This is a genomic window from Melittangium boletus DSM 14713, assembly GCF_002305855.1.
Classification (GTDB): domain Bacteria; phylum Myxococcota; class Myxococcia; order Myxococcales; family Myxococcaceae; genus Cystobacter; species Cystobacter boletus.
On sequence record NZ_CP022163.1, the window covers coordinates 1,270,596 to 1,290,575 of the forward strand.

Annotated in this window: 18 protein-coding genes and 1 pseudogene; 6 read left to right on the forward strand and 13 right to left on the reverse strand. The window is 67.3% G+C overall.

Features of this window, described 5'->3' with window-relative positions; genetic code table 11:
• Window positions 1-154: 154 nt before the first annotated feature.
• From MEBOL_RS05285 to MEBOL_RS05310, 6 genes are all read right to left on the reverse strand, one after another.
• Window positions 155-664 carry a nuclear transport factor 2 family protein gene (locus tag MEBOL_RS05285; protein ID WP_157774773.1) on the reverse strand — a complete coding sequence of 170 codons (510 nt, stop codon included), beginning with the start codon at window positions 662-664 and terminating at the stop codon, window positions 155-157.
• 18 nt (window positions 665-682) lie between these two features.
• A complete protein-coding gene (locus MEBOL_RS05290) occupies window positions 683-2,017 on the reverse strand; it encodes an amidohydrolase (protein ID WP_095976388.1) in 1,335 nt (444 codons plus the stop codon).
• On the reverse strand, window positions 2,014-2,517 hold the full coding sequence (locus MEBOL_RS05295; protein ID WP_157774774.1) for an SRPBCC family protein: 504 nt from the start codon (window positions 2,515-2,517) through the stop codon (window positions 2,014-2,016). Before MEBOL_RS05295 ends, MEBOL_RS05290 begins: the two co-directional genes overlap by 4 nt.
• A 25-nt stretch (window positions 2,518-2,542) precedes the next feature.
• Entirely contained in the window at window positions 2,543-2,746 is a 204-nt protein-coding gene (locus tag MEBOL_RS05300) for a hypothetical protein (protein ID WP_095976390.1), read from the reverse strand.
• Between the two features lie 75 nt (window positions 2,747-2,821).
• Complete coding sequence (locus MEBOL_RS05305) at window positions 2,822-3,793, reverse strand: aldo/keto reductase (protein ID WP_095976391.1); 972 nt, start codon at window positions 3,791-3,793, stop codon at window positions 2,822-2,824.
• Window positions 3,794-3,861: 68 nt separating this feature from the next.
• On the reverse strand, window positions 3,862-4,296 hold the full coding sequence (locus tag MEBOL_RS05310; protein WP_095976392.1) for a hypothetical protein: 435 nt from the start codon (window positions 4,294-4,296) through the stop codon (window positions 3,862-3,864).
• A 184-nt stretch (window positions 4,297-4,480) separates the two neighbouring features.
• Between MEBOL_RS05310 and MEBOL_RS05315 the strand changes: the two genes are divergently transcribed.
• On the forward strand, window positions 4,481-5,221 hold the full coding sequence (locus MEBOL_RS05315) for an SRPBCC family protein (RefSeq protein WP_342747741.1): 741 nt from the start codon (window positions 4,481-4,483) through the stop codon (window positions 5,219-5,221).
• 37 nt (window positions 5,222-5,258) lie between these two features.
• Here the strand turns inward: MEBOL_RS05315 and MEBOL_RS05320 are convergent, their stop codons facing one another.
• Window positions 5,259-9,299, reverse strand: a complete 4,041-nt coding sequence (locus MEBOL_RS05320; protein WP_170115453.1) for a protein kinase domain-containing protein — start codon at window positions 9,297-9,299, stop codon at window positions 5,259-5,261.
• A gap of 306 nt (window positions 9,300-9,605) precedes the next feature.
• Here MEBOL_RS05320 and MEBOL_RS05325 point away from each other — a divergent pair, with 306 nt between their 5' ends.
• Window positions 9,606-10,352 (forward strand): 2OG-Fe dioxygenase family protein, encoded by a 747-nt coding sequence (locus MEBOL_RS05325; RefSeq protein ID WP_095976394.1) that lies wholly within the window; start codon window positions 9,606-9,608, stop codon window positions 10,350-10,352.
• Here the strand turns inward: MEBOL_RS05325 and MEBOL_RS05330 are convergent.
• The 3 genes from MEBOL_RS05330 to MEBOL_RS05340 form a co-directional block, all read right to left on the reverse strand.
• Entirely contained in the window at window positions 10,349-11,632 is a 1,284-nt protein-coding gene (locus MEBOL_RS05330; protein ID WP_095982598.1) for an RNA polymerase sigma factor, read from the reverse strand. The genes MEBOL_RS05325 and MEBOL_RS05330 overlap by 4 nt on opposite strands.
• Window positions 11,633-11,696: 64 nt before the next feature.
• Window positions 11,697-12,458 (reverse strand): ABC transporter permease, encoded by a 762-nt coding sequence (locus MEBOL_RS05335; RefSeq protein WP_095976395.1) that lies wholly within the window; start codon window positions 12,456-12,458, stop codon window positions 11,697-11,699.
• Window positions 12,455-13,372 carry an ABC transporter ATP-binding protein gene (locus MEBOL_RS05340; RefSeq protein ID WP_245919474.1) on the reverse strand — a complete coding sequence of 306 codons (918 nt, stop codon included), beginning with the start codon at window positions 13,370-13,372 and terminating at the stop codon, window positions 12,455-12,457. The genes MEBOL_RS05335 and MEBOL_RS05340 overlap by 4 nt, the downstream gene beginning before the upstream one ends.
• A gap of 163 nt (window positions 13,373-13,535) precedes the next feature.
• Between MEBOL_RS05340 and MEBOL_RS05345 the strand changes: the two genes are divergently transcribed.
• From MEBOL_RS05345 to MEBOL_RS05355, 3 genes are all read left to right on the forward strand, one after another.
• On the forward strand, window positions 13,536-14,876 hold the full coding sequence (locus MEBOL_RS05345; RefSeq protein ID WP_179956383.1) for a ThuA domain-containing protein: 1,341 nt from the start codon (window positions 13,536-13,538) through the stop codon (window positions 14,874-14,876).
• A 167-nt stretch (window positions 14,877-15,043) separates the two neighbouring features.
• On the forward strand, window positions 15,044-15,403 hold the full coding sequence (locus MEBOL_RS05350; RefSeq protein WP_095976397.1) for a YciI family protein: 360 nt from the start codon (window positions 15,044-15,046) through the stop codon (window positions 15,401-15,403).
• Window positions 15,404-15,459: 56 nt separating this feature from the next.
• On the forward strand, window positions 15,460-15,894 hold the full coding sequence (locus MEBOL_RS05355; protein WP_095976398.1) for a DoxX family protein: 435 nt from the start codon (window positions 15,460-15,462) through the stop codon (window positions 15,892-15,894).
• On the opposite strand, the gene MEBOL_RS05360 is transcribed toward MEBOL_RS05355, so the two are convergent.
• Window positions 15,891-17,282: a hypothetical protein gene (locus tag MEBOL_RS05360; protein ID WP_095976399.1), complete on the reverse strand. Its 1,392-nt coding sequence runs from the start codon at window positions 17,280-17,282 to the stop codon at window positions 15,891-15,893. The genes MEBOL_RS05355 and MEBOL_RS05360 overlap by 4 nt on opposite strands.
• An 87-nt stretch (window positions 17,283-17,369) precedes the next feature.
• Window positions 17,370-18,230: pseudogene (locus MEBOL_RS05365) on the reverse strand (glycoside hydrolase family 19 protein); the annotation flags it as partial.
• A 443-nt stretch (window positions 18,231-18,673) separates the two neighbouring features.
• Here MEBOL_RS05365 and MEBOL_RS05370 point away from each other — a divergent pair.
• Entirely contained in the window at window positions 18,674-19,276 is a 603-nt protein-coding gene (locus tag MEBOL_RS05370; protein ID WP_095976401.1) for a hypothetical protein, read from the forward strand.
• Between the two features lie 30 nt (window positions 19,277-19,306).
• Here MEBOL_RS05370 and MEBOL_RS05375 read toward each other — a convergent pair whose 3' ends face one another.
• A complete protein-coding gene (locus MEBOL_RS05375) occupies window positions 19,307-19,885 on the reverse strand; it encodes an HD domain-containing protein (protein ID WP_179956384.1) in 579 nt (192 codons plus the stop codon).
• Between the last annotated feature and the right edge of the window lie 95 nt (window positions 19,886-19,980).

Below are 19,980 nucleotides of genomic sequence, written 5' to 3' on the forward strand. Positions count from 1 at the left end.
GAGGCCCACCACGGCGTGCCCCGCCGAACCTCGACGGCTCCGAGCCCAGGGCCGTTCGACTGTGGCGAGAACTCCCGGTAGGCGCGGTCTGACGCTGGCCGTGAGAACCGCAGGGGGCGAGTCGCATGCGACGGAGCAGCAGTTAAGGTCGAACTCACTCCTCCTTCACCCGGACGAGCTGCTTCCCATTGACCATCTCCAGGCCCATGGGATTGCCGCGGTAGTGGATGGGATCCAGGAGCACCTTGCGGATCCTCCACCCCTCCTCGCCCTTCTCCACGTCGAAGGTGTAGCGGGCGACGATGGTCCACTCCTGTTGAATCCCGCCCAGGGGAAAGAAATGGGACACCTCGGCGTAGGCCATCACCTCCGCCTGGGTGCTCGTCTTGAAGTGGATCCGCACGCTGTTGGCGGTGGAGTGCTGCACGCGGGTGAAGGACCGCAAGGCGGCCCGAGCCAGCTCCGGCATCTGAGCCCGGTTGAACCGCATGGGCTCACCCTCCATGAACCGGGAGTAGTCCGCCGTGACCTGGGGCGTGAAGACATTCTCCCAGCGTCTCCAATCGCCCGTGTCCTTGCCGACGTCGATGGCCTGACCGTACTCCGCCGCCAACTCCTGGATGGCGATCCAATCCAGAACGTATTGAAGATCCTTCTCCGCCATACACGTCCTCCTCCGTGTTCAAGGCGCGTAGCGTTGAATGCGCGACCCGGGCTCGAGCCGGGCCAGCCGCTCCATGCGACGGGACACTTCCTCGAGGACGCGGACCTTGTCGATCGTGAGCAACTGACGCGCCTTCATCAGGACGCGGCCCTCGACCATGACGGTTTGCACGTCACTGGCGCGAGCGCTGTACACCAGTCCCGCCAGGAGGTTGTGGGGCGGTTGCCAGTGGGTGCCCTGGATGTCCACGAGGACGATGTCGGCCTGGTAGCCGGGCGCGAGCGTGCCCAGCTGCGCCCCGAGCCCCAACGCGGCCGCCCCACCCCGCGTGGCGATGTCGAGCGCCTCGGCCACGGGCATCACCTCGGGATCGAGCGCGTCGTGCTTCTGCGTCAGGGCCAACAGGCGCAGGCTCTCGAGCAGGTCGAGGGTGTTGTTGCTGGCGGCTCCAGCGGTGCCCAGGCCCACGGGGACGCGGGCCTTGCGCAGGGCGCGCACGGGAGCCAGTCCCATGCCCAGCTTGAGCGACGTCTTGGGCGCATGGGCGATGCCCACGTGCGCGCGATGCCGGGCGAGCAGATCGAGATCCTGGGGCATCAGGCCGCCGGCGTGCGCGATGAGGGTGGGCACCCCGAGCACGCCCGTGTCCTTGAGCACCTGGATGGGCGTGCGGCCCCGCCGGTTCGCGCTGGCGAGCGTCTGGTTCATCTCCTCGGCGGCGTGGATGTGGATGCCCACGCCCATCCGGGTGGCGTGCTCGACGGTGGCGCGCAGCGTCCCGTCGTCACACGTGTAGGGCGAGTAAGGAGCCATCCGGGTGGAGATGCGGCCCCCCGCGCCGTCCTTCCAGCGTTGGGCGAAGGCGGCGGTCTCGGCGAGCGCGGCGGGTCCCCGGCTGGAGAAGGACGTCCACCCGAGCTGGGCGCGAGTGCCCGCCTCCTCGACGGCGCGGGCCACCTGATCCATGAAGAAGGAGTGGTCGGCCACGGTGGTGACGCCTGACTCGATCATCTCGATGAGGCCGAGCTGGGCGCCCCAGTACACGTCCTCCTCCGTGAGGTTGCCCTCCAGGGCCCAGATGAAGTCGTTGAACCACCGTTCGAGCGACACATCCTCCGCCAGTCCCCGGAAGAGCACCGAGGAGACATGGGCATGCGTGTTGATGAGTCCGGGAATGGCGAGCATCCGCTGTCCCTCGAGCACCGTGACCTGGGGCTCCAGGGGCGTGCCGGTGGGACGGATCGCCGCGATCCGGGAGCCCTGAATCAGGATGTCCTGGTCCCGGGCGATCGACAGCGTGCCGTGGGCGTCCGGAACGAGCGCGTGACACCCTCGAATGCAGAGCTCCGTCATGTCGAGGCTTCCAGCTGCCGGAGCTGCCGGAGCTGCTGGGCGAGGCTCGAGAAGAAAGCCGCGCGGAAGCGATCCAACCCGTTGAGCTGGGCCTCGGTGCCGTAGTACTCGCCCTGCCAGCGCAGGGTGGTCTTGCCGTCGGCATGCTCGACGGACACGGTGGCGCCGCCCGCCAGGTGGTGGCCCTGGAGCGACGCGTACCGCAACCGGCGCGGGGGCGAGAACTCCATCAGGCGGTAGTGCAGCGGGGCGCCCGTGGGTTGGACATTCTCGACGAGCACCGTGCCCTCTCCGATCGGCTCGTTCAGGGCCCGGACGAAGGACACGTTGTTGGCCCACAACACCGCGTTGCGAGAATCCTTCAGCGCCCGCGTGAACTCCGCCCAGAGCACGTCGGGAGCGAGCGCCGTCGGAAGGATCTCCGTGAAGTGCCGCACCTGGGCATCGGGGGCGGCGGTCCGCAGCGGAAGCAAGGAGAGATCGATCGAGGTATCCGTCATGGAAGCCGCGAACATACCCCAGGCCTCAAGGCTGATGCAGGGTCACGTCCACGGCGGAGTCGTGCTCGGGCCAACGGGTGAGCCGCGCCTCGCGCTCGGGCGCCTCGCACAGTCGCAGACGCCGGCCACCTGGATGGAAGAAATAGAGCGAGCGCGGAGCGCGGAACGACTCGGGCAAATCCAACGCGGGCGAGAGCAGGCGGCGGCGCACCTGCCACGTGCGCACCACGGGCTTCTCCCGTTGGAGCGGCGGGAGGCGGTGCTGCGCAGTGGAATGCACAGCGGGCGCCCGGACCTGTGCACTTCAGGGCAGCCGCGCCCCTCGCGAGCTGACGTACAAGGAAAACCATTCCTCGCGCGTCAACTGGATGCGCTCGGCATCCGCGCAGGCGGCGATCCGGCGTGGATCCGTGGAACCAATCACGGGTTGAATGGCGGCCGGGTGCTTCATCAGCCAGGCGAGGACGATGGCCTCCCGGGTCGTCTGCTTCGCCTCGGCGAGCCGGCCCACCAGCGCCGCGGTATTCCGGACCGACTCGGGCTGCCCCTCCAGGGAGCGGCCGCTGTAGAGGCCCTGGGCGAGCGGCCCCCAGGCCTGGATCTGGATGTGCTCCAGGCGGCAATGCTCGAGCGTTCCCTCCGGGAAACCCGAGCGGGCTCCGGCCGCCTGGTTCACGTGCACGCCGGTATCCAACCAGTCGATCTTCTCCAGACTCATCTCGAGCTGGTTGACCACCAACGGCTCATCACAAAAGGCCCGCAGCAGCTTGAGCTGTCCCGCGCTCATGTTGGAGACGCCGAAATGCCGGACCTTGCCGGAGGCCTTCAGCCGTCGGAAGGACGCGGCGACCTCCTCGGGCTCCATCAGGGGATCCGGGCGATGCAGCAGCAGGAGGTCCAGGAACTCCACGCCCAGCCGAGAGAGGATCCCATCCACACTGCCCTCGATATGCGCCTGGGAGAAGTCATACCGCCCGGGAGCGCTCTCGTCCGCGAAACGGATGCCGCACTTGGACTGGAGCAGGATGCGCTCCCGCAGGCCGGGCCGTTCCTTCAACACCTGGCCGAACACCTGCTCGGACTTGCCCATCGTGTAGATGTCGGCGTGGTCGAACAGGTTGATACCGAGGGAGAGCGCCGCGTCCACGACCTCATGGGCTCGTTTGACATGCTCCCCCGTGGGGGGTGACGTGTTCCATTCACCCCCCAGGTGCATGCAACCCAGGATCAGCCGACTGGCGTGGAGACCATGACGATGGAGCGGCAGCGCGTGCAAGTCCGAACCCTCTTTCCGTGAGCGGGAGACGAAATCCAGACCACTGTAGAGGAACGCCTCGCCGGACGTCAGCCCATGCGGGCTTCGCGCCGCGCACGCAACTGGGCGAGGAGCACCAGGGCCTCTTCCTTCGTGGCGACGAAATGGAGCGTCTCCAGGCCCCCCTCATCCACCACGTGCTCGGTCAACTGGGCCGCGAGCACGAGCCCCTTGGCCAACGCCTTATGCGCGAGCCGCGCTCCAATGTAGATGGTGTCCAGGAAACAGGAGGCCACCGGGTTCTCACTGATGAAGCGTCCGACCTCGGGCTCCAGCAGGTCCGCGTCCTTCACCTCCGCCAACAAGTAGAAGGGCCGTGACGTCCCCACTTCCCGGTAAAGGCTCACCAGGCGGGTGGCTTCCCGCAGACTCAGCTCCCCCTGGAACTTCGCCCATAGGAGGTCCGGTGGCTCGAAGCGCAAGACATGGAGTCCAATCGTCCATTCACGCGAGTTGGGCGTCATGCATCCTCCTCGAACATCCCCGTCCACCTTGAATGACAGTGAGCGAAACTGTCCAGTACTCTCCGTCACCCGCGGCCCGCCCGCTGTCCGACCAGAGGAGCGTTGACCTACCGCGCCATGGGCGCCGAAGCCAGAACGTCGCCGGACCCGGCGCCCAGGCGGGACATCCAATCGATGAGACCCGATGCCAGGGAATCGCCCCATCCTCCTGGAGGGCCGCGTCCACACCGCCGGACTCTTGCGAACGGTGGAGGCCAACCTCTATGACGCATTCGCCGCTTCACCTGCCTCGCGGCAAGGACTGTTCATGCTCAAGAAGATCCTCCTGGGTGTCGCCATCGCCCTCGTGGCGCTGTGCGGTGTCATCGCCACGCGTCCGGCCACTTTCTCCCTGCAGCGCACCACGACGATCAAAGCCTCCCCGGACATCGCCTTCGCGCTGGTGAACGACTTCCATCACTGGAACGAGTGGTCTCCCTGGGACAAGCTCGACCCGAACCAGAAGACCACCTTCGAGGGTCCAGCCTCCGGAACGGGCGCGCGCTATGGCTGGTCCGGCAACGATGACGTGGGCGCGGGCCGGATGAGCATCGAGGAGAGCAAGGCCAACGAGTTCGTCCGCATCAAGCTGGAGTTCCTCCGCCCGTTCGAGTCCACCAACATCACCACCTTCACGTTCAGCCCCGCCGCCGAGGGGGTCTCGGTGACCTGGAAGATGGAGGGCCACAACAACTTCATGAGCAAGGCCTTCTCGCTGGTCATGGACATGGACGCGATGGTCGGCAAGGACTTCGACAATGGCCTCGCGGCCATGCGCCAGGTGGCGGAGGCGGAAGCCCAGAAGCGCGCCCAGGAGGCCCGGGACGCCGCCGCGGCACAGCCCGCCCCTCCGAGCGGCGAGGCCCTCGCGGTCCCCACGCCGTGATGAAAAGACCCCGGCACGCCCGAGCGCGGCCGGGGTCTCACGCATCGCCGTGAACTTGAACCTCCAGGGAAAGGCTCGCGAGCAGTTCCCGCGCTTCCGCCAGGTCCGTGCAGTCGAGTTCCGGGCCGAAGCGCCCGCAGAGGGCGTCCAATCGCCGCCGGGCCTCCTCTGGGCGCCCCGCGTCCTGGAGCTGCCGGGCCAGTCCCACCAGGGCGCGCAGTTCGAACAGGGGAACGCGCTGGTGACGGGCAACGGCGAGCGCACGGGCGAAGCTCGCGGAGGCCTCCTCCTCTCGTCCAAGTTGCCGTGAAAGCTCCGCCTGCTCACGCAAGAGCTCGGCATCCGCGGAGTGCTCGCCGCTGCGCTCCGACCACTGAAGCCCCTCGCGTGTGGCGGCCAGTCCCGCCTCGGACTGCCCGAGCGCACGGTGCAGTTCCGCGATGAGGCCGAGGAAGAAGGGAGGCGTGGTCAATACCCCCGAGCCCTCGAGCAGGGCGAGCCCCCGGGTCATCGCCGCGAGCCCTTGCTGGACGTGGCCAAACAGCTTGGCCTCGGCCCAGGATCTCAGCATGGCGCACCACCCGAGCCAGAGCTGGAGCCCATGCCGCTGGGAGAGCACCAGGCTCGCGCTGGCGTAGTCGAGCACTCCCCGTGGGTCATGGAGCATCTGACTGGACACCGCGGCGTACACCAGCGCGAAGGCGGAGGTATTCGGATGGGCGATCCGCTCCGCCAGCGCCAGGGCCTCGCGGCGGTACCACGCGCTCCGATCCGGGCGGCAGCGCAGCGCCTCGAGGATGGAGGCGAAGGAGAACGTCGCCACGCGGGGGTTGATCCAATGCCGCACGGCCAGCGTCCGGTGCTGCTCGAGGTCGAAGTCCGAGTTCGCCAGCGCGGGCGCGACGTGCTCCAGCGCCAGGGAGGAGTCTCCCACGGTGAAGCCCGCCAGGACGATGGCCCGGTGTCCCAGGACCAGCAGCTCGCGGCTGTGCTGGCGCCGCCCCACGTCCACGAGCAGTTCCCCCAGCGCCTGGAGCACATCGAATCGCGCGCGCGCATAGAGGTAGTGGAAGAGGCTCCAGTAGGACAGCTCGATCCGGGACAGCGCGTCCCCCACTTCCCGGCACAACCCCGGGGTTGGCGCGTAGATCCGCTCCACCTCGGGAGCGCCATACCCATGGACCTGGAGCATGGGCAGCCCCAGGCCGATCCGCAGGCGCAGTTCCTCCTGGGTGCGCTCGGGGGACTCGGGGAGCTGGCGCAAGAACGTCAGCGCGCGGGTGAAGTGGGCGATCGCCTCGGTGTTGGCGGAGCGGCGGCTGGCCCGCTCACCGGCGAGCGCCCACCAATGGACCGCGGCGGCCAGGTCCCTCGCCTCGGTGTAATGGTGGGCGAGCTGCTCGGGCTGGGCCTTCGCCACCTCGGGGAAGTGCATGGCCAGGGCCTCGGCGATGCGCTGGTGGTGCTGCCGCCGAACCCCTCGGGGGAGGGACTGGACAGCCGCTTCCTGGAGGAGGGCGTGGCGGAACTCGTACCGGGGCGGCCCCCCTCCTTCCCGGAGTTGAAGCAATCCCGAGGCGAGCAGCTCCGAGAATTCCTGGAGGAGCGTGGCCTCGGAGTGACCGGTGAGGACGGAAAGCAGCGCGGGCTCCAGGCCGCGGCCCACCACGGCGCACAGCTGGGCCAGGGCCTTCCGCCGCCGTGGCAGTCCGTCGAGCCGGGCTAGCAGCAACTCGTGAAGCGTGAGGGGAATGGCGTCTGCGCCCGTGGCGGATGACACTCCAGGGGGCGAGCGAGCCAGTACCGTCCGCGCGATCTCCTCGATGAAGAGGGGAACGCCATCGGTCTGGGCCGCCAGGTGCGCGATCCGCTCCGGGGTGAGCCCCCTGCCCCCGACCTTCGCTTGGATCAACGCCTCGGTCAGCTCCGCGGGCAGTCGCTCCAACGCCAGCACCTGGAATCCAGGCCGCTCGGACCACGCGGGCATCCAGGGCGGACGGGCGCTCAGGAGGACACAGAGCCGTTGAGCGTCGGCGCGGGCGAGGAGGAAGCCCAGCAACTCCAGCGTGGAGGGGTCCGCCCAGTGCAGATCCTCGAGGATGGCGAGCACCGGGCGCTCCTCGCACAGGCGCTGGACGAGCGCCGCCAGCGCCTCGAAGGTCCGCTCCTTCAGGAGCTGGGGTGGCCAGCGCGAATGCGGAGACTGCTCGGGCACGGGCAACGAGAGAAACGCCGCGATGAGTTGCCTGTGCTCCGGAACGAGACCCAGCGCCACGAGCCGCGCCTCCAGTGCCTGGAGCCGGAGCGCGGGCTCGCCGTCCGGCGGTAGCGCGAAGAGGTACTGGAGCATGTCCGTGATGGGGTGGAACGCGCTCGTACTGAACTGCGCCCAACACTGTCCCAACAACGGCGTGTGCGGCTCGGAGCTCAGGCACTGGCGCAGCTCCCGGAGGAGGCGTGACTTGCCCATTCCCGCCTCTCCCCGGAGCAACAAGCAGGAGCCACGCCCACTCCGGGCGGTCTCCCAGACCTCCTGGAGCCGCTTCAACTCGAGGGTGCGCCCCACCAGGGGCGTGAGCTCGCGCTCGGAGGAGCGATCGAACCGGAGCTGAGTCCTGCGCTCCCTCAACACCCGGTGGAGAGGAACGTCTCTCGCGCCGAACAGCCCCGCGTAGGCGAGGGGGCTCCGGGACTCGGTCTCGAACGCATCGTGGGTCAGGGTCCACGTGGTGTCGCTGAGCACCACGGTCCCGGGCTCGGCGTTGCGCGCCAGCCAGACGGCGAGCTGCGGCGCCTCTCCCTGGATGGCGGGCGTCGACTCACGTCCCTCCACCGAGAGTTCTCCCAGGACGGCCAGGTCCGTATGGATACCCACCTTGATGGCCAGCGTGACGGGGGACAGGCGCGGCAACGCGTGCTGGAGCGCCTCCACGAGACGCAACCCCGCGCGCACGGCATGCTCCGAGTCGTCCTCCCGTGCCCGCGCATCGCCGAAGCAGGCGAGGACCTGCTCCCCGACGCAGGAGGCCATGCTGGCCCCCTCTTCTCGCAGGAGTCCGGTGCAGATCCGCTGGAAGGAGGCCTCCAGCTCGATGCTGTCCTCTGGATCGAAGGCCTCCGGCGAATCGGACATCCGCTCCAACCGGCAGCACACCAGCGTCACCTGCCGGCGCTGGGGTCCCCCCGTCCGCGACTCTCCGCGCCAGGGCCCCAGGGACTCCTCGGTCCGCAGCAAGGCCGTCCGAAACTCGGTGGCGGAACGGAAGCGCCGCGCGGGTTCCTTCTCCAAGGCCCTGGCCAGCAACGGCTCCAGCTCCCGGGGCAACTCCGGACGCCGTTCGCGCACCGAGGGCATGGGCTCGGCGGACAGAACCCTGGCGCGCGATTCCGCGAGGTTCGAGCCCGACACCGGCAGCTCGCCCGTGAGCATCTCGAACAGCATGACACCAGCGGCCCAGACGTCCGTGCGCTCATCCTGGGTCTCACCCCGCCACTGTTCCGGAGCCATATAAGGAGGTGTTCCCGCCGTCGGCAGATGCGGAGCGGACGGAGCGGTGCTCACGGTGACGTGCGCCAGGCCGAAGTCGATCAGCTTCACCTGACCCCGGCGGGTGATGAAGACATTGCTGGGCTTGAGGTCCCGATGAACGATGTGGTGCTCGTGCGCGTGCGCCAGACCCGCGGACACGGCGTCCATGATCTCCAGGGTCCGGCGTGGCCCTGGCCTCGCGCGGAGCAGGAGCGCGGCCAGCGTCTCGCCTTCCAGATGCTCCATGACGACGAAGGGCACCCAGGGCTCCCAGGGCCGCCCCTCCCATTCGGACACATCGAAGACGCGGACGATGTTCTCGTGGTCCAACCGGGCAATGGCCCTCGCCTCCTCGCGCAACAGCGAGCGCAACCGCTCCTCGGCCATCACCACGCGGGGATGCAGGAACTTGAGCGCCACCACGCGGTGCAGCTCCGAATCCCAAGCCCGGAAGACGCTGCCCATGGCGCCACCGCCCAGCCTCTCCTGGATTTCGAAGCGGGCGTGTGTCCGGCCCCCGAGTCGATCCCCCGGATGGGGCAGGCGCAAGGGGGGCTCCACCTGGGCGACCTGGCGGAGGAGGGAGTCCTCCCACTCAGAATCCCCGGAACCTTCCCGCGGGGTTTCCTCCCCCTCGGGCCCGGGTCCGTCTGTTGGTTCCGTCCGCTCCGGCATCTCCGGCTCCCGTTGGAATATGGCGCACACCGCCGCCAGCGGACAGTCCGGGCGGGCGGGGAAAAGAGCGAGCGCGGCCCGCCCGGCGCGTGCGACACCGCTGCGACAAAACCCCGGAGGGGCTACGTTCCGCGCGCCACCCTCGGTCATGACCCGGCCGCCAACGTTTCCGCCAAGCCCATGAGCCTCCCCCCGCCCATCACACCGCCGTCCCTGGTCCTCCACGCCCTGCGCGAGCATGGCTACGCCGTGCTCGGACAGGAAGGCCTTTGCGAGCTGGCGTCCACTCCGGCCGCCGAACTCGACGCCCTGCATCCAACCTGGGATGACCTCCCGCCCGATGCCTACTTGCGCGACGGCGGCCGCTATCGTTCGCGCCGTCACTCCTGCTTCATCGTCGAGGGGGAGCAGGTCACCCTCGTCCCGCACCGCGCGCACTGGCAGCCCGTCGAATACAACGCGCTGCATGGAGGCATGGAGCGGTGGTTCGAACCGATGACCCCGGCGGTCATCGCGCAACCGGTCTGGCAACGGCTCCTGCGCGCGCTCGCCGCATGCTGCTCCGCGCTGAAGGGACAGCGGCCCTGGTACGTCGAGGCCCACCAGTTCCGCATCGATACGACGGACGGCATCGGGCGGCCGACTCCCGAGGGGGCCCATCGCGACGGCGTGGACTTCGTCGCCGTACTGCTCGTCGGGCGAGCGGGCATCAAGGGCGGAGAGACGCGCGTCTTCGAGGCGGAAGGCCCGAGGGGAATCCGCTTCACCCTGAACGAGCCCTGGTCGGCGCTGCTGCTCGACGACGAACGGGTGATTCACGAGAGCACCCCCATCCAGCCGCTGGCCGAACGGGGGCACCGGGACACCCTGGTACTGACCTTTCGCGCGGGGAGTTTCCAGGGCCCCGTGGAACCCTCGGGCGGCTAATCCGGAGGCCGGAACGAGGCATGGGCACACGCCGCGGCGCGATCGAGCAACAGGTCGCGCTCGCGTGCGTTGCGCGTGAGTGAGGCCGCGCGCTCGAACTCCGCGCGGGCCTCGTCGAAGCGGCCGAGCTTCGCGAGGAGGTCGCCTCGCACACTGGGCAAGAGGTGATAGTGGCGAAGCGACGGCTCCGAGGTGAGCTGGTCGACGAGCTCCAAACCCGCCGCTGGGCCGAACGCCATCGAGAGCGCGACCGAGCGATTCAGCTCGACGACAGGTGACGGCGTGAGCTGGGCGAGCTCCTCGTAGAGCGCCGCGATCCGTGCCCAGTCCGTCGCCTCCGGGGTATTGGCTCGTGCGTGACAGGCGGCGATCGCGGCCTGCAATGCATAAGGGCCCCGCGAGCCCTCCAGCGCCTCCGCACGCTCGAGCGCCTGGAGACCTCGTCGGATGAGGATTCGATCCCAGAGCGCGCGGTTCTGCTCGAGCAACAGCACGGGCTCCCCCGACGGGAGGGTCCGTGCCCGCGAGCGCGAGGCCTGGATCTCCATGAGCGCGACGAGACCGTGGACCTCCGCCTCCCGTGGGACGAGCTCGGCCACGATACGGCCAAGGCGGAGCGCGTCCTCGCAGAGGCCGGGGCGCATCCAATCGTCACCGGTGGTCGCCGAGTAGCCCTCATTGAAGATGAGGTAGATGACCTCGAGCACCGAGGACAAACGGGCCTCGAGCTCGGCGCCATGGGGAACCTCGAAGGGAACGTGCGCCTCGGAGAGCGTCCGCTTGGCGCGGACGATTCGCTGGGCGACCGTCGGCTCCGGGACGAGAAACGCACGAGCGATCTCCTCGGTCGTCAGTCCCCCGAGCAACCGGAGCGTGAGCGCGACGCGCGCATCGGGAGAGAGCACGGGATGGCAGGAGATGAACACGAGGCGCAGCAGGTCGTCGCCGACGCCATCGTCGATCGCGGCGTCGAGATCCACCGCGGTGTGCTCGCGCCGGGCCTCCAGCTCGTGACCCAGCTCCTCGTGCTTGCTCTCGAGCAGCTTGTTCCGGCGCAGCCGGTCAATGGCGCGGTGCTTCGCGGTGGCCATGAGCCAGGCACCCGGATTGTCGGGGACACCTGACTCCGGCCATCGCTCGAGCGCGGCGACGAGCGCGTCCTGCGCGAGCTCCTCGGCGAGACCGACGTCGCGCACGAACCGGACGAGACCGGCGATGAGTCGGGCCGACTCGATTCTCCAAACCGCGTTGATGGCGCGATGCGTATCGGAAACCGTCACGGCCACGAATCAGAGCATCTTCACCCACCAGCGCAAGGCCGAAACCCGCGAGGACACCGGCCCCTCAGGACTTCAACTTGTACCCCGTCTTGAAGATCCACCACACGACGACGAGGCACACGGCGAGGAACACCAGGGTCATGCCAATACTGGTGGAGACGTTGACGTCGGAGGCCTCGTAGAAGCTCCAGCGGAAACCGCTGATCAGATACACCACCGGATTGAGCAGGGTGATCTTCTGCCAGAGGGGCGGCAGCATGCGGATCGAATAGAAGGCGCCCCCCAGGAAGGTCAGCGGAGTGACGACGAGGAGTGGGATGACCTGCAGCTTCTCGAAGCCATCCGCCCAGATGCCGATGATGAAGCCAAAGAGGCTGAAGGTCACCGAGGTGAGCACCAGGAAGCAGACCATCCAGAGCGGATGCGCGATCTCATAGGGAACGAATACCCGGGCCGTCGCGAGGATCAGCACTCCCAGCATGATCGACTTGCTCGCCGCGGCGCCAACATAGCCAATCACCACCTCGACATAGGATACCGGCGCGGAGAGCACCTCGTAGATCGTGCCCGACCATTTCGGCATGTAGATGCCAAACGAGGCATTGGAAATGCTCTCATTCAGCAGGGACAACATGAGCAGACCCGGGACGATGAAGGCCCCGTAGCTGACGTCATCGATCTTGCCCATGCGCGAGCCGATCGCCGAGCCGAACACCACGAAGTACAGGGACGTGGTCAACACGGGCGAGGCGATGCTCTGCAGCAACGTGCGGAAGGTGCGCGACATCTCGAACCAGTAGATGGCGCGAATCGCATAGAGGTTCATGATCGCTCCGTCACCAGGCTGACGAAGATGTCCTCCAGCGAGCTCTGGCTGGAATGCAGATCCTTGAATTCGATGCCGTTCTCTCCCAGGCGCCGCAACAGCGCCGCGATGCCGGTCTCCTCTCCCTGGGTATCGAAGGTGTAGACCAGCGTGTGGCCCTCGTCGGCCAGCTCGAGCGGGAGTCCAGCCAGGGCCTCGGGGATGAGGGTCAGCGGACTTCGCAGGCGCAGCGTCAACTGCTTCTTGCCGAGCTTGCGCATCAACACCGCCTTGTCCTCGACCAGGATGAGTTCTCCCCTGCGAATCACCCCGATCCGGTCGGCCATCTTCTCGGCCTCTTCGATGTAGTGCGTGGTCAGGATGATGGTCACTCCGCGTGCACGCAGACCACGAATCATCTCCCACATGTCGTGGCGCAACTCGACGTCGACACCCGCGGTGGGCTCGTCGAGGAACAGGATTTGAGGCTCGTGCGACAATGCCTTGGCGATCAGAACACGGCGCTTCATGCCGCCAGACAACGTCATGATCGTGGAATCCTTCTTGTCCCACAGAGACAGGTCGCGCAACACCTTCTCAAGGTAGGCCGGATCACGCGGCTTGCCAAACAGGCCGCGGCTGAAGTTCACCGTGGCCCAGACACTCTCGAACGCATCGGTGGACAATTCTTGCGGTACCAGTCCAATCTTCTTCCGGGCCGCTCGGAAGTCCGACACGATGTCATGTCCGTCGGCCAACACCGTCCCCACACTCGGGTTGACGAGCCCACAAATGATACTGATCAGCGTGGTCTTGCCAGCCCCGTTGGGACCCAACAGGGCGAAGATCTCCCCACGCCGGATCTCCAGGTTGATGGACTTGAGCGCCTGGAACCCAGAGGCGTAGGTCTTACTGAGGTTCTTGACGGAAATCACCGACTCCACGCTCCACCCCTCATCCATACACAGGAAGCAGGATTCTATACCGCGTGCACAGCCAGGACTGCACGACGCCCCCGAGCGCGCCGCCTCTTGCAACGAACCGTGAATCCGAAGTAATCCGGGAAACCCCGTCTCATAATGAACCGGAAGGATTCGCATGACCGCAAGCATCAGGAGCAACCGGGTGACGCAACTGCCCGCGATGATCGTCACGTCCCTCTTTCTCGCGTCGAGCCCGGCGTTGGGCCGGGTCGAAGGGCGCGAGGTCCAGACTCCCACCCCGAGCGCCACGCCAACGCCCACTCCGACCGCCACCCCGAGCTTCAAGGTGCTGGCCTTCTACCGGGGAACCTGGGACGCGGCCCACATCGACTTCACCAAGGAGGCCAACGTCTGGTTCCCCCAGATCGCCGCGCAGAACGGCTTCTCCTACACGGCCACCACCAACTGGGATCTGCTCAACACCAGCAATCTCGCCCAGTACCAGGTCGTGATGTTCCTGGATGACCTGCCGCAGAGCGCGGCCCAGCAGTCCGCTTTCCAGCAGTACATGCAGGGGGGTGGCGGCTGGATGGGCTTCCACGTCTCCGCGTTCACCACGTCCCCGGGCAGCTGGAACTGGTACCACAACCAGTTCCTCGGCTCGGGCTCGTTCAGGTCGAACACCTGGGGTCCCACCACCGCCGTGCTGAAGGTCGAGAACCGGACGCACGCGTCGACCGCGAACCTGCCCGCGACGTTCACCTCGGCGGTGAGCGAGTGGTACAGCTGGAGCAACAACCTGCGCGCCAACCCCGACATCCAGGTGCTCGCCTCGGTCGATCCCGTGAGCTTCCCGCTGGGCACCGACCCGAACCAGTCCTGGTACAGCGGGGACTACCCGATCATGTGGACGAACAAGAAGTACAAGATGCTGTACGCGAACTTCGGCCACAACGCGATGAACTACTCCACCAACACCCGGCTGTCCTCGACGTTCGCCAGCGAGGTCCAGAACCGGTTCATCGTTGACGGGCTGAAGTGGCTGGGTGGGGCTGGGACGACGCCTCCTCCGACGACGCCGCCCATCTCGCCGACCGCCTGGTACACCGCGACCGGGAAGAACTCCGGCAAGTGCGTGGATGCCAGGTCGGCGGCCTCGGCCAACGGCACGGCGATCCAGCAGTACGCGTGCAACGGCACCCTCGCGCAGCACTTCCAGTTCCAGCCGACCAGCGATGGCTTCGTGCGCATCAACAGCCGCCTCAACAGCGCCCAGGCGCTCGACGTGACGGACGTGTCCGCGGCCGACGGCGCGCTGATCCAACTGTGGAGCTACAGCAACGGCACCAACCAGCAGTGGCAGCCGGTGGCGGAGGCCGGTGGCTCCTACCGCTTCGTCAGCCGCTACAGCGGCAAGTGCCTCACCACCGTGGGGTCCGCCGACAGCGCCCAGCTGACCCAGTCCTCCTGCAACGGAGGCCTCGCCCAGTCGTTCACCCTCGCGCAACAGCCGTGATCGGCCCCTGGCGGTTCCGCCGTGTCATCCGGACATGACGCGGCGCGTGGAGGGCCCCGGGCGGCTTTGGGGTCCCTCCATGAAGCAGGGCGTGTATACCCCCCACGAAGCGGCCTTCCGGCGAGCGGACACGGACGGAAGAGGCGCGGCGCGAAAGGGAGCACGTGATGGCGTACCTGCTGTTGATCATCGAGTCTGGCGAGGAGAGACGGAACCGGCCGGCGAAGGAGGGGCGTCTCGCCATGGAGCGGATGAACCGCTTCAACGAGGACCTCAAGGCCCGTGGAATCTGCAAGGCCAGCGAGTCACTCCGGTCCGATGCCGAAGGGGTACGGATCGCGGTCCGAGGCGGCAGGCGCACCGTCAGCGATGGTCCGTTCACCGAAACCAAGGAGATCGTCGGGGGCTTCTTCCTCCTCGATTGTCAGACCAAGGAGCAAGCGCTCGCGATCGCGAATGAATGCCCGGCGGCCGAGTGGGCCACGGTCGAGGTGCGAGAGGTCGGTCCCTGCTACGACGGCGGCTGAACGCCCAGGACGCTCTTCCGGTAGCGCGCCCCTGGCAACGGGTTATCCATTCCAACATGAATGCCACATCCGTTCGGGCTCCGCCCTCCGTCCCGGCATCCCGCGCCCTGCACATCGCGCTCTGGGTGGCGCAAGTGCTGGTGGCCTTCGCCTTCTTCATGGCGGGAACGGCCAAGCTCACGCAACCCATCGATGAGTTGGCGAAGACGATGAGCTGGATCACGCCCTCCAGTGGCCCGCTGGTGCGGTTCATCGGTCTGTCGGAGGTGGCTGGCGCGTTGGGACTCCTGCTCCCCTCGATCACGCGCATCCTCCCCGTCCTCACCGGACTCGCCGGCGTGGGGTGCACCACCATCATGGTGCTCGCCGCCGGGGTGCATCTGTCGCGGGGGGAGTACTCCGGACTCACCGCGCCCATCGTGCTGGGTGGCCTGTCCGCGTTCATCGCCTGGGGCCGCTTGAAGAAGGCGCCCATCCCGCCTCGGGCTTAGTTGGCCACTCCCTCGCCATCCAAGCCTGGGCCGCAGTGCAAGGGGGCCCGCCACGCGCGCAGTGCCTCCACGAGCGTGTCCTGCGCTTTCGTCACGCCCTCCGGCGCATCGCGGCCATTCACCCCGGGTGCCCATGTGAAGTCGAGCATCGTGGGGAGCACGCGCTCGGACGGACATCCCTCCTCGAACGTGGCTTCCGCTTCCCGTAACAGCACGTTGGCATGGTCCACCTCCACCCATGAGGAGTCGGGGTAGGTCAGCTCACCCGACAATGGCTCCGCGCCCCGGGGCGGGAACCAGGTCCAGCGCAGCCGCGTCTGCCCCGTGTGAAACCAGCCCGTCGCGCCGCCGCCGAGGACCTCCACCCCCGAGCCATCATCCACGAGGAGTTCTCGTCGCTCCACGCGGTAGCCCGCCGGTACTGGAACCCGCCACGCCTCCACTTGCACGTCTCGTTGCACCTCGGGCCCCAGGAGCAACATCCACGTCAGCTCGCGCAGGAGCGCCGGCGCCATCCGTCCCCCGCTCACCGTCCCCTGGCGCGCGGCATCCGTGCGGGCCGCGTCCACTCCGCCCCCCTCCATGAGCATGAGGTCGCCGCAGCTCTTCGACACGTAGGCCGAGCCCGTGCGCAGGTGGTACGCGCGCACCTCGTCGCAAAAACCGTAGTGTCCGCGCCGCCCCCGAATCACCAACCACCCGTCTTCCGGAGAGCGGAAGCGTCCCAGCGGCAACGCCACCTGTCGCGGTCGCGAACCGGATTCACCCAAGCAGGAGCGCCACGCCGTGTAACGCCAGCGCTTCGGCTTCGCGGCCACCAACACGCTGCAATCCGGACGCTTCGTCTCGGTTCCGGAGGACTCGCGGTGGCGCCCCGGCTCCGGGCGGAAGGCCCGCTCCGCTCGCGTCCGCCAGGCCTCCGTCTCCGTGCCACAGGTCTTATCCTTCGCCGGGCACAGCAACGCGGCGAGCCGGTGGTCCGACGCGCTGTCCGGAGTCAGTACCGAGCGCACGTCCGGCGGTAGTACCACCTCCCGCGGCCCCGGCCCACCCAGCTCCAGATACGACGCGAGCCACGCCTTCCCGCCATCGCGCCACCACACCTTCAGCGCGAGCGCGGACACGCCCTTGTCCGTCGGCCGCCGCGACTCCTCTCGCGCCAGGGCGAAGCAGCGCGAGGCCAGCAGCGCACGCATCGCCGTCCGTGCATCGCGCACGTCCCCATCCTCGGCGAGCGCCTCGACCTGGGCATCCAGCGCGGCGAGCCCCTCGCCCGCCTTTCGCCAATCGGAGGTGTCTGGGGCGCAAGGACTGAAAACGCGTTCCTGGGACGGCGCAACGGACAGCAGCCACCCGAGAACGGCGGCGGAGGCAAGGGAGACGGGCATGTCCCCATGGTACCCATGCCACCGCGCACAACGGGCGAAGCCCCGGGGAAACCGCACCCCGGGGCCCGCTCAACAACCAGGTGTGTCTCAGCAGCCGGTGTTGGCGCCGGGGCTGACGCCCAGCAGGCTGCAGAAGCGGGTGTAGTTGTTCACGCGGCTCTGCACCTGGGCGGGGTTGCGGCCACCGCACTCCAGGGCGCCGTTGATGGTGCGGATGGTCTCACCGAAGCCCGCGCCGTTGACGATGGCGTTGTGGCCCGTCATGGAGCCCGCGCCCGTCTGCGTCATCCAGAACCAGAAGCCCGTGCGCCAGGAGATGGTGGCGTCGCGCGCGACCAGGTCGGGGTTGTTCTTGAGGTCCACGCCCAGCGCGTTGCCCGCGGCGCAGTAGTTGCCGTTCCACGACAGCTGGATGGGGCCACGGCCGTAATACATCTTGCCGGCGGCGCAGCCGCAGCCCGGGGGGCCCCAGCTGGTGTCGCACATGGTGCTCTTGGCGATTTCCTCGATGTAGACGAGGTTGCCCGTCTCGTGGGCGATGTTGGCCAGGAAGGCGGCCACTTCACGCTTGCGGGTCTCGGTGGTGCCCGTGGTGGCGAAACCAGAGAAGGAGTTCGCCGCGGCGACCAGGGCCGAGTAGGTGTAGAAGCCGTTGCGGCCGGGGAACATCGCGTTGAAGGTGGACTCGCTCAGGATGCCCGCGATGCCGTTGCCCGTGGGGGGATTCGGAGGATTCGGAGGATTGTTGCCACCATCACCCGAGCCTCCGCAGCCGCCGGTGCCCGCCTGCCACAGCGACGGAGCGGCCACGGGATTCCAGCCGCAGCCGACGCAGGCGGTATGGCCCACGAGGGCCCCATAGTTGCCGCCGTTGTAGGTCACGCCGTCGCCGGTGCTGTAGGTCGTTCCCTCGGTCCAGGCGCCCCGACAAGCCGCGGCCGCCTCTTGCGAGACAAGTCCCATGGCCAGGGACGAAACCAGCGTTGCCGCGTAAAAGAAATTCTTCATATCCAGTGTCTCCTCGACAGATGAGTGTTGGGGTTCTGTTGGGTGCCACACGAGACGACGGGTGAACATCATCCCCGTCCACGTCGCGCATGAGCACGACAATCCCTATTGAGCCGCTCACTCATTTTTTCGGGTTTAAACTCGTTTTTTCGCGGCGGCCAGGGCTTGAGGTGAACGCCATTCCTGCCATGTCCGAATCTTCCAGTGAGCCTTTACTCGCCATGTTTTACAGGGCGGGCATCCACGTCGAGTCCACCGCCGACAATCCCAGACAGGCACACCACGCCGCGGCGTTCGCGACCCCTCGCGCGAATCAAACTCACGCATCGAGGACGCGAGCACGGACCTTGACCGGGACGTACGCCCCACATATCCGAAGGTGCATGAACGAACTGCCTCCCGCCAAGAAGAACACGGAAGCCAAGGCACTGGTGGAGCGCCTCGTCTCCCATCTCAAGCCAGAGGCCGAGGCCTTCTGCTATCTGGAGAAGTACCTCGACCTCCCGACGTTCGTATACGAGCCGGGCGAGACACCGGACTTCAAGCGAGAGGGTGTGTATCTGGTGACGGGAGATCTCGAACTCCCCGAGGCGGTGCTCAATGATCTGGAGCATCGCCAGTACATCTTCGTGGCCGGAAACCTTCACTGCCGCGAGCTATGGACCTCGGGATGGATCTTCGTCGAGGGGACGCTCCGCGCGGACCGCGTTGTCGGTCAGTCGGGCTGCAACAACATGCTGGTTTGCGACACCCTGGTCGTCGGGGAGTTGATCGAGCGCGGCCACTCGATGAGCGTCCTCGGCGAGCTGAAGGCGGGGGTCTTCTACAGTTCGCACGGCATGGTGACGTCCAAGAACGAGGCCACGCAGCACCCGGAAACCCCCGACCGGGAGGTCTTCCTCCCGGAACTCCTCGACGAGGAGGGTCAGGTCGATTGGAATAAGTGGTACGAGTACATCGAGAGCGGGCGCCGCTGGCATCGATGAGACACCGCGTTCATCGGACCCGGTCCGTGCTCAGGCTCCAAACCACCCCTTCTGGCGAGCCTCTTCGAGACGGACTTCCAGATACGCCCACAGGGCTGGGCAGCCCTCCTTGATCGGCGAAGCGATACGCCGTACCACACGCTCATGGCTGACGCCGTTCTCGCGCCAGCTTTGACCCTCGTTGGCCAGATTCAGCAGGACCGGCATGGCCCGGTCCGCGGCATGGGCGAAGCGCGCTTCCGGCGTCTCCCCCTGCTCGAATTCCCGCCACAAGGCCAGGAAGGCCTCGCCTCGCTGCTCCGGCAGCATCCCGAAAATCCGTTTCACCGCCGCCAGCTCGGCCGCCTTGCGCTCCGCCCAGCCGTCCTCCGCGTATACCAGGGTGTCACCGGTGTCGATCTCGCCAATGTCATGCACCAGCAGCATGCGGATCACCCGGTTGATATCAATCGCGGACTCGGCATGGTGCGCCAGCGAGGCGGCCAACAGCGCGATCTGCCAGCTATGCTCCGCGGAGTTCTCATAGCGCGCGAGCCCCAGCGGACGGGTTTTGCGTGTCACGCCCTTGAGCTTGTCCAGTTCCAGAATGAAGTCGACGATCTGCTGCATACCGCCGTGGCTATCGACCCGATTTTCATTCACCGTTGTGCCTCCGCGAGACATCCGAGCGACCCATCACGCTACTTCTACAGCCGCCGTCGAGC

Excerpts from the sequence above, each read along its gene's own strand:
- MEBOL_RS05345 (WP_179956383.1), top strand. The coding sequence starts at position 13,536 with ATGACCGCAAGCATCAGGAGCAACCGGGTGACGCAACTGCCCGCGATG.
- MEBOL_RS05335 (WP_095976395.1), bottom strand. The coding sequence starts at position 12,458 with ATGAACCTCTATGCGATTCGCGCCATCTACTGGTTCGAGATGTCGCGC.
- MEBOL_RS05360 (WP_095976399.1), bottom strand. The coding sequence starts at position 17,282 with ATGCCCGTCTCCCTTGCCTCCGCCGCCGTTCTCGGGTGGCTGCTGTCC.
- MEBOL_RS05325 (WP_095976394.1), top strand. The coding sequence starts at position 9,606 with ATGAGCCTCCCCCCGCCCATCACACCGCCGTCCCTGGTCCTCCACGCC.
- MEBOL_RS05350 (WP_095976397.1), top strand. The coding sequence starts at position 15,044 with ATGGCGTACCTGCTGTTGATCATCGAGTCTGGCGAGGAGAGACGGAAC.
- MEBOL_RS05370 (WP_095976401.1), top strand. The coding sequence starts at position 18,674 with ATGAACGAACTGCCTCCCGCCAAGAAGAACACGGAAGCCAAGGCACTG.
- MEBOL_RS05310 (WP_095976392.1), bottom strand. The coding sequence starts at position 4,296 with ATGACGCCCAACTCGCGTGAATGGACGATTGGACTCCATGTCTTGCGC.
- MEBOL_RS05295 (WP_157774774.1), bottom strand. The coding sequence starts at position 2,517 with ATGACGGATACCTCGATCGATCTCTCCTTGCTTCCGCTGCGGACCGCC.
- MEBOL_RS05355 (WP_095976398.1), top strand. The coding sequence starts at position 15,460 with ATGAATGCCACATCCGTTCGGGCTCCGCCCTCCGTCCCGGCATCCCGC.
- MEBOL_RS05285 (WP_157774773.1), bottom strand. The coding sequence starts at position 664 with ATGGCGGAGAAGGATCTTCAATACGTTCTGGATTGGATCGCCATCCAG.
- MEBOL_RS05315 (WP_342747741.1), top strand. The coding sequence starts at position 4,481 with ATGCCAGGGAATCGCCCCATCCTCCTGGAGGGCCGCGTCCACACCGCC.
- MEBOL_RS05290 (WP_095976388.1), bottom strand. The coding sequence starts at position 2,017 with ATGACGGAGCTCTGCATTCGAGGGTGTCACGCGCTCGTTCCGGACGCC.
- MEBOL_RS05375 (WP_179956384.1), bottom strand. The coding sequence starts at position 19,885 with ATGCAGCAGATCGTCGACTTCATTCTGGAACTGGACAAGCTCAAGGGC.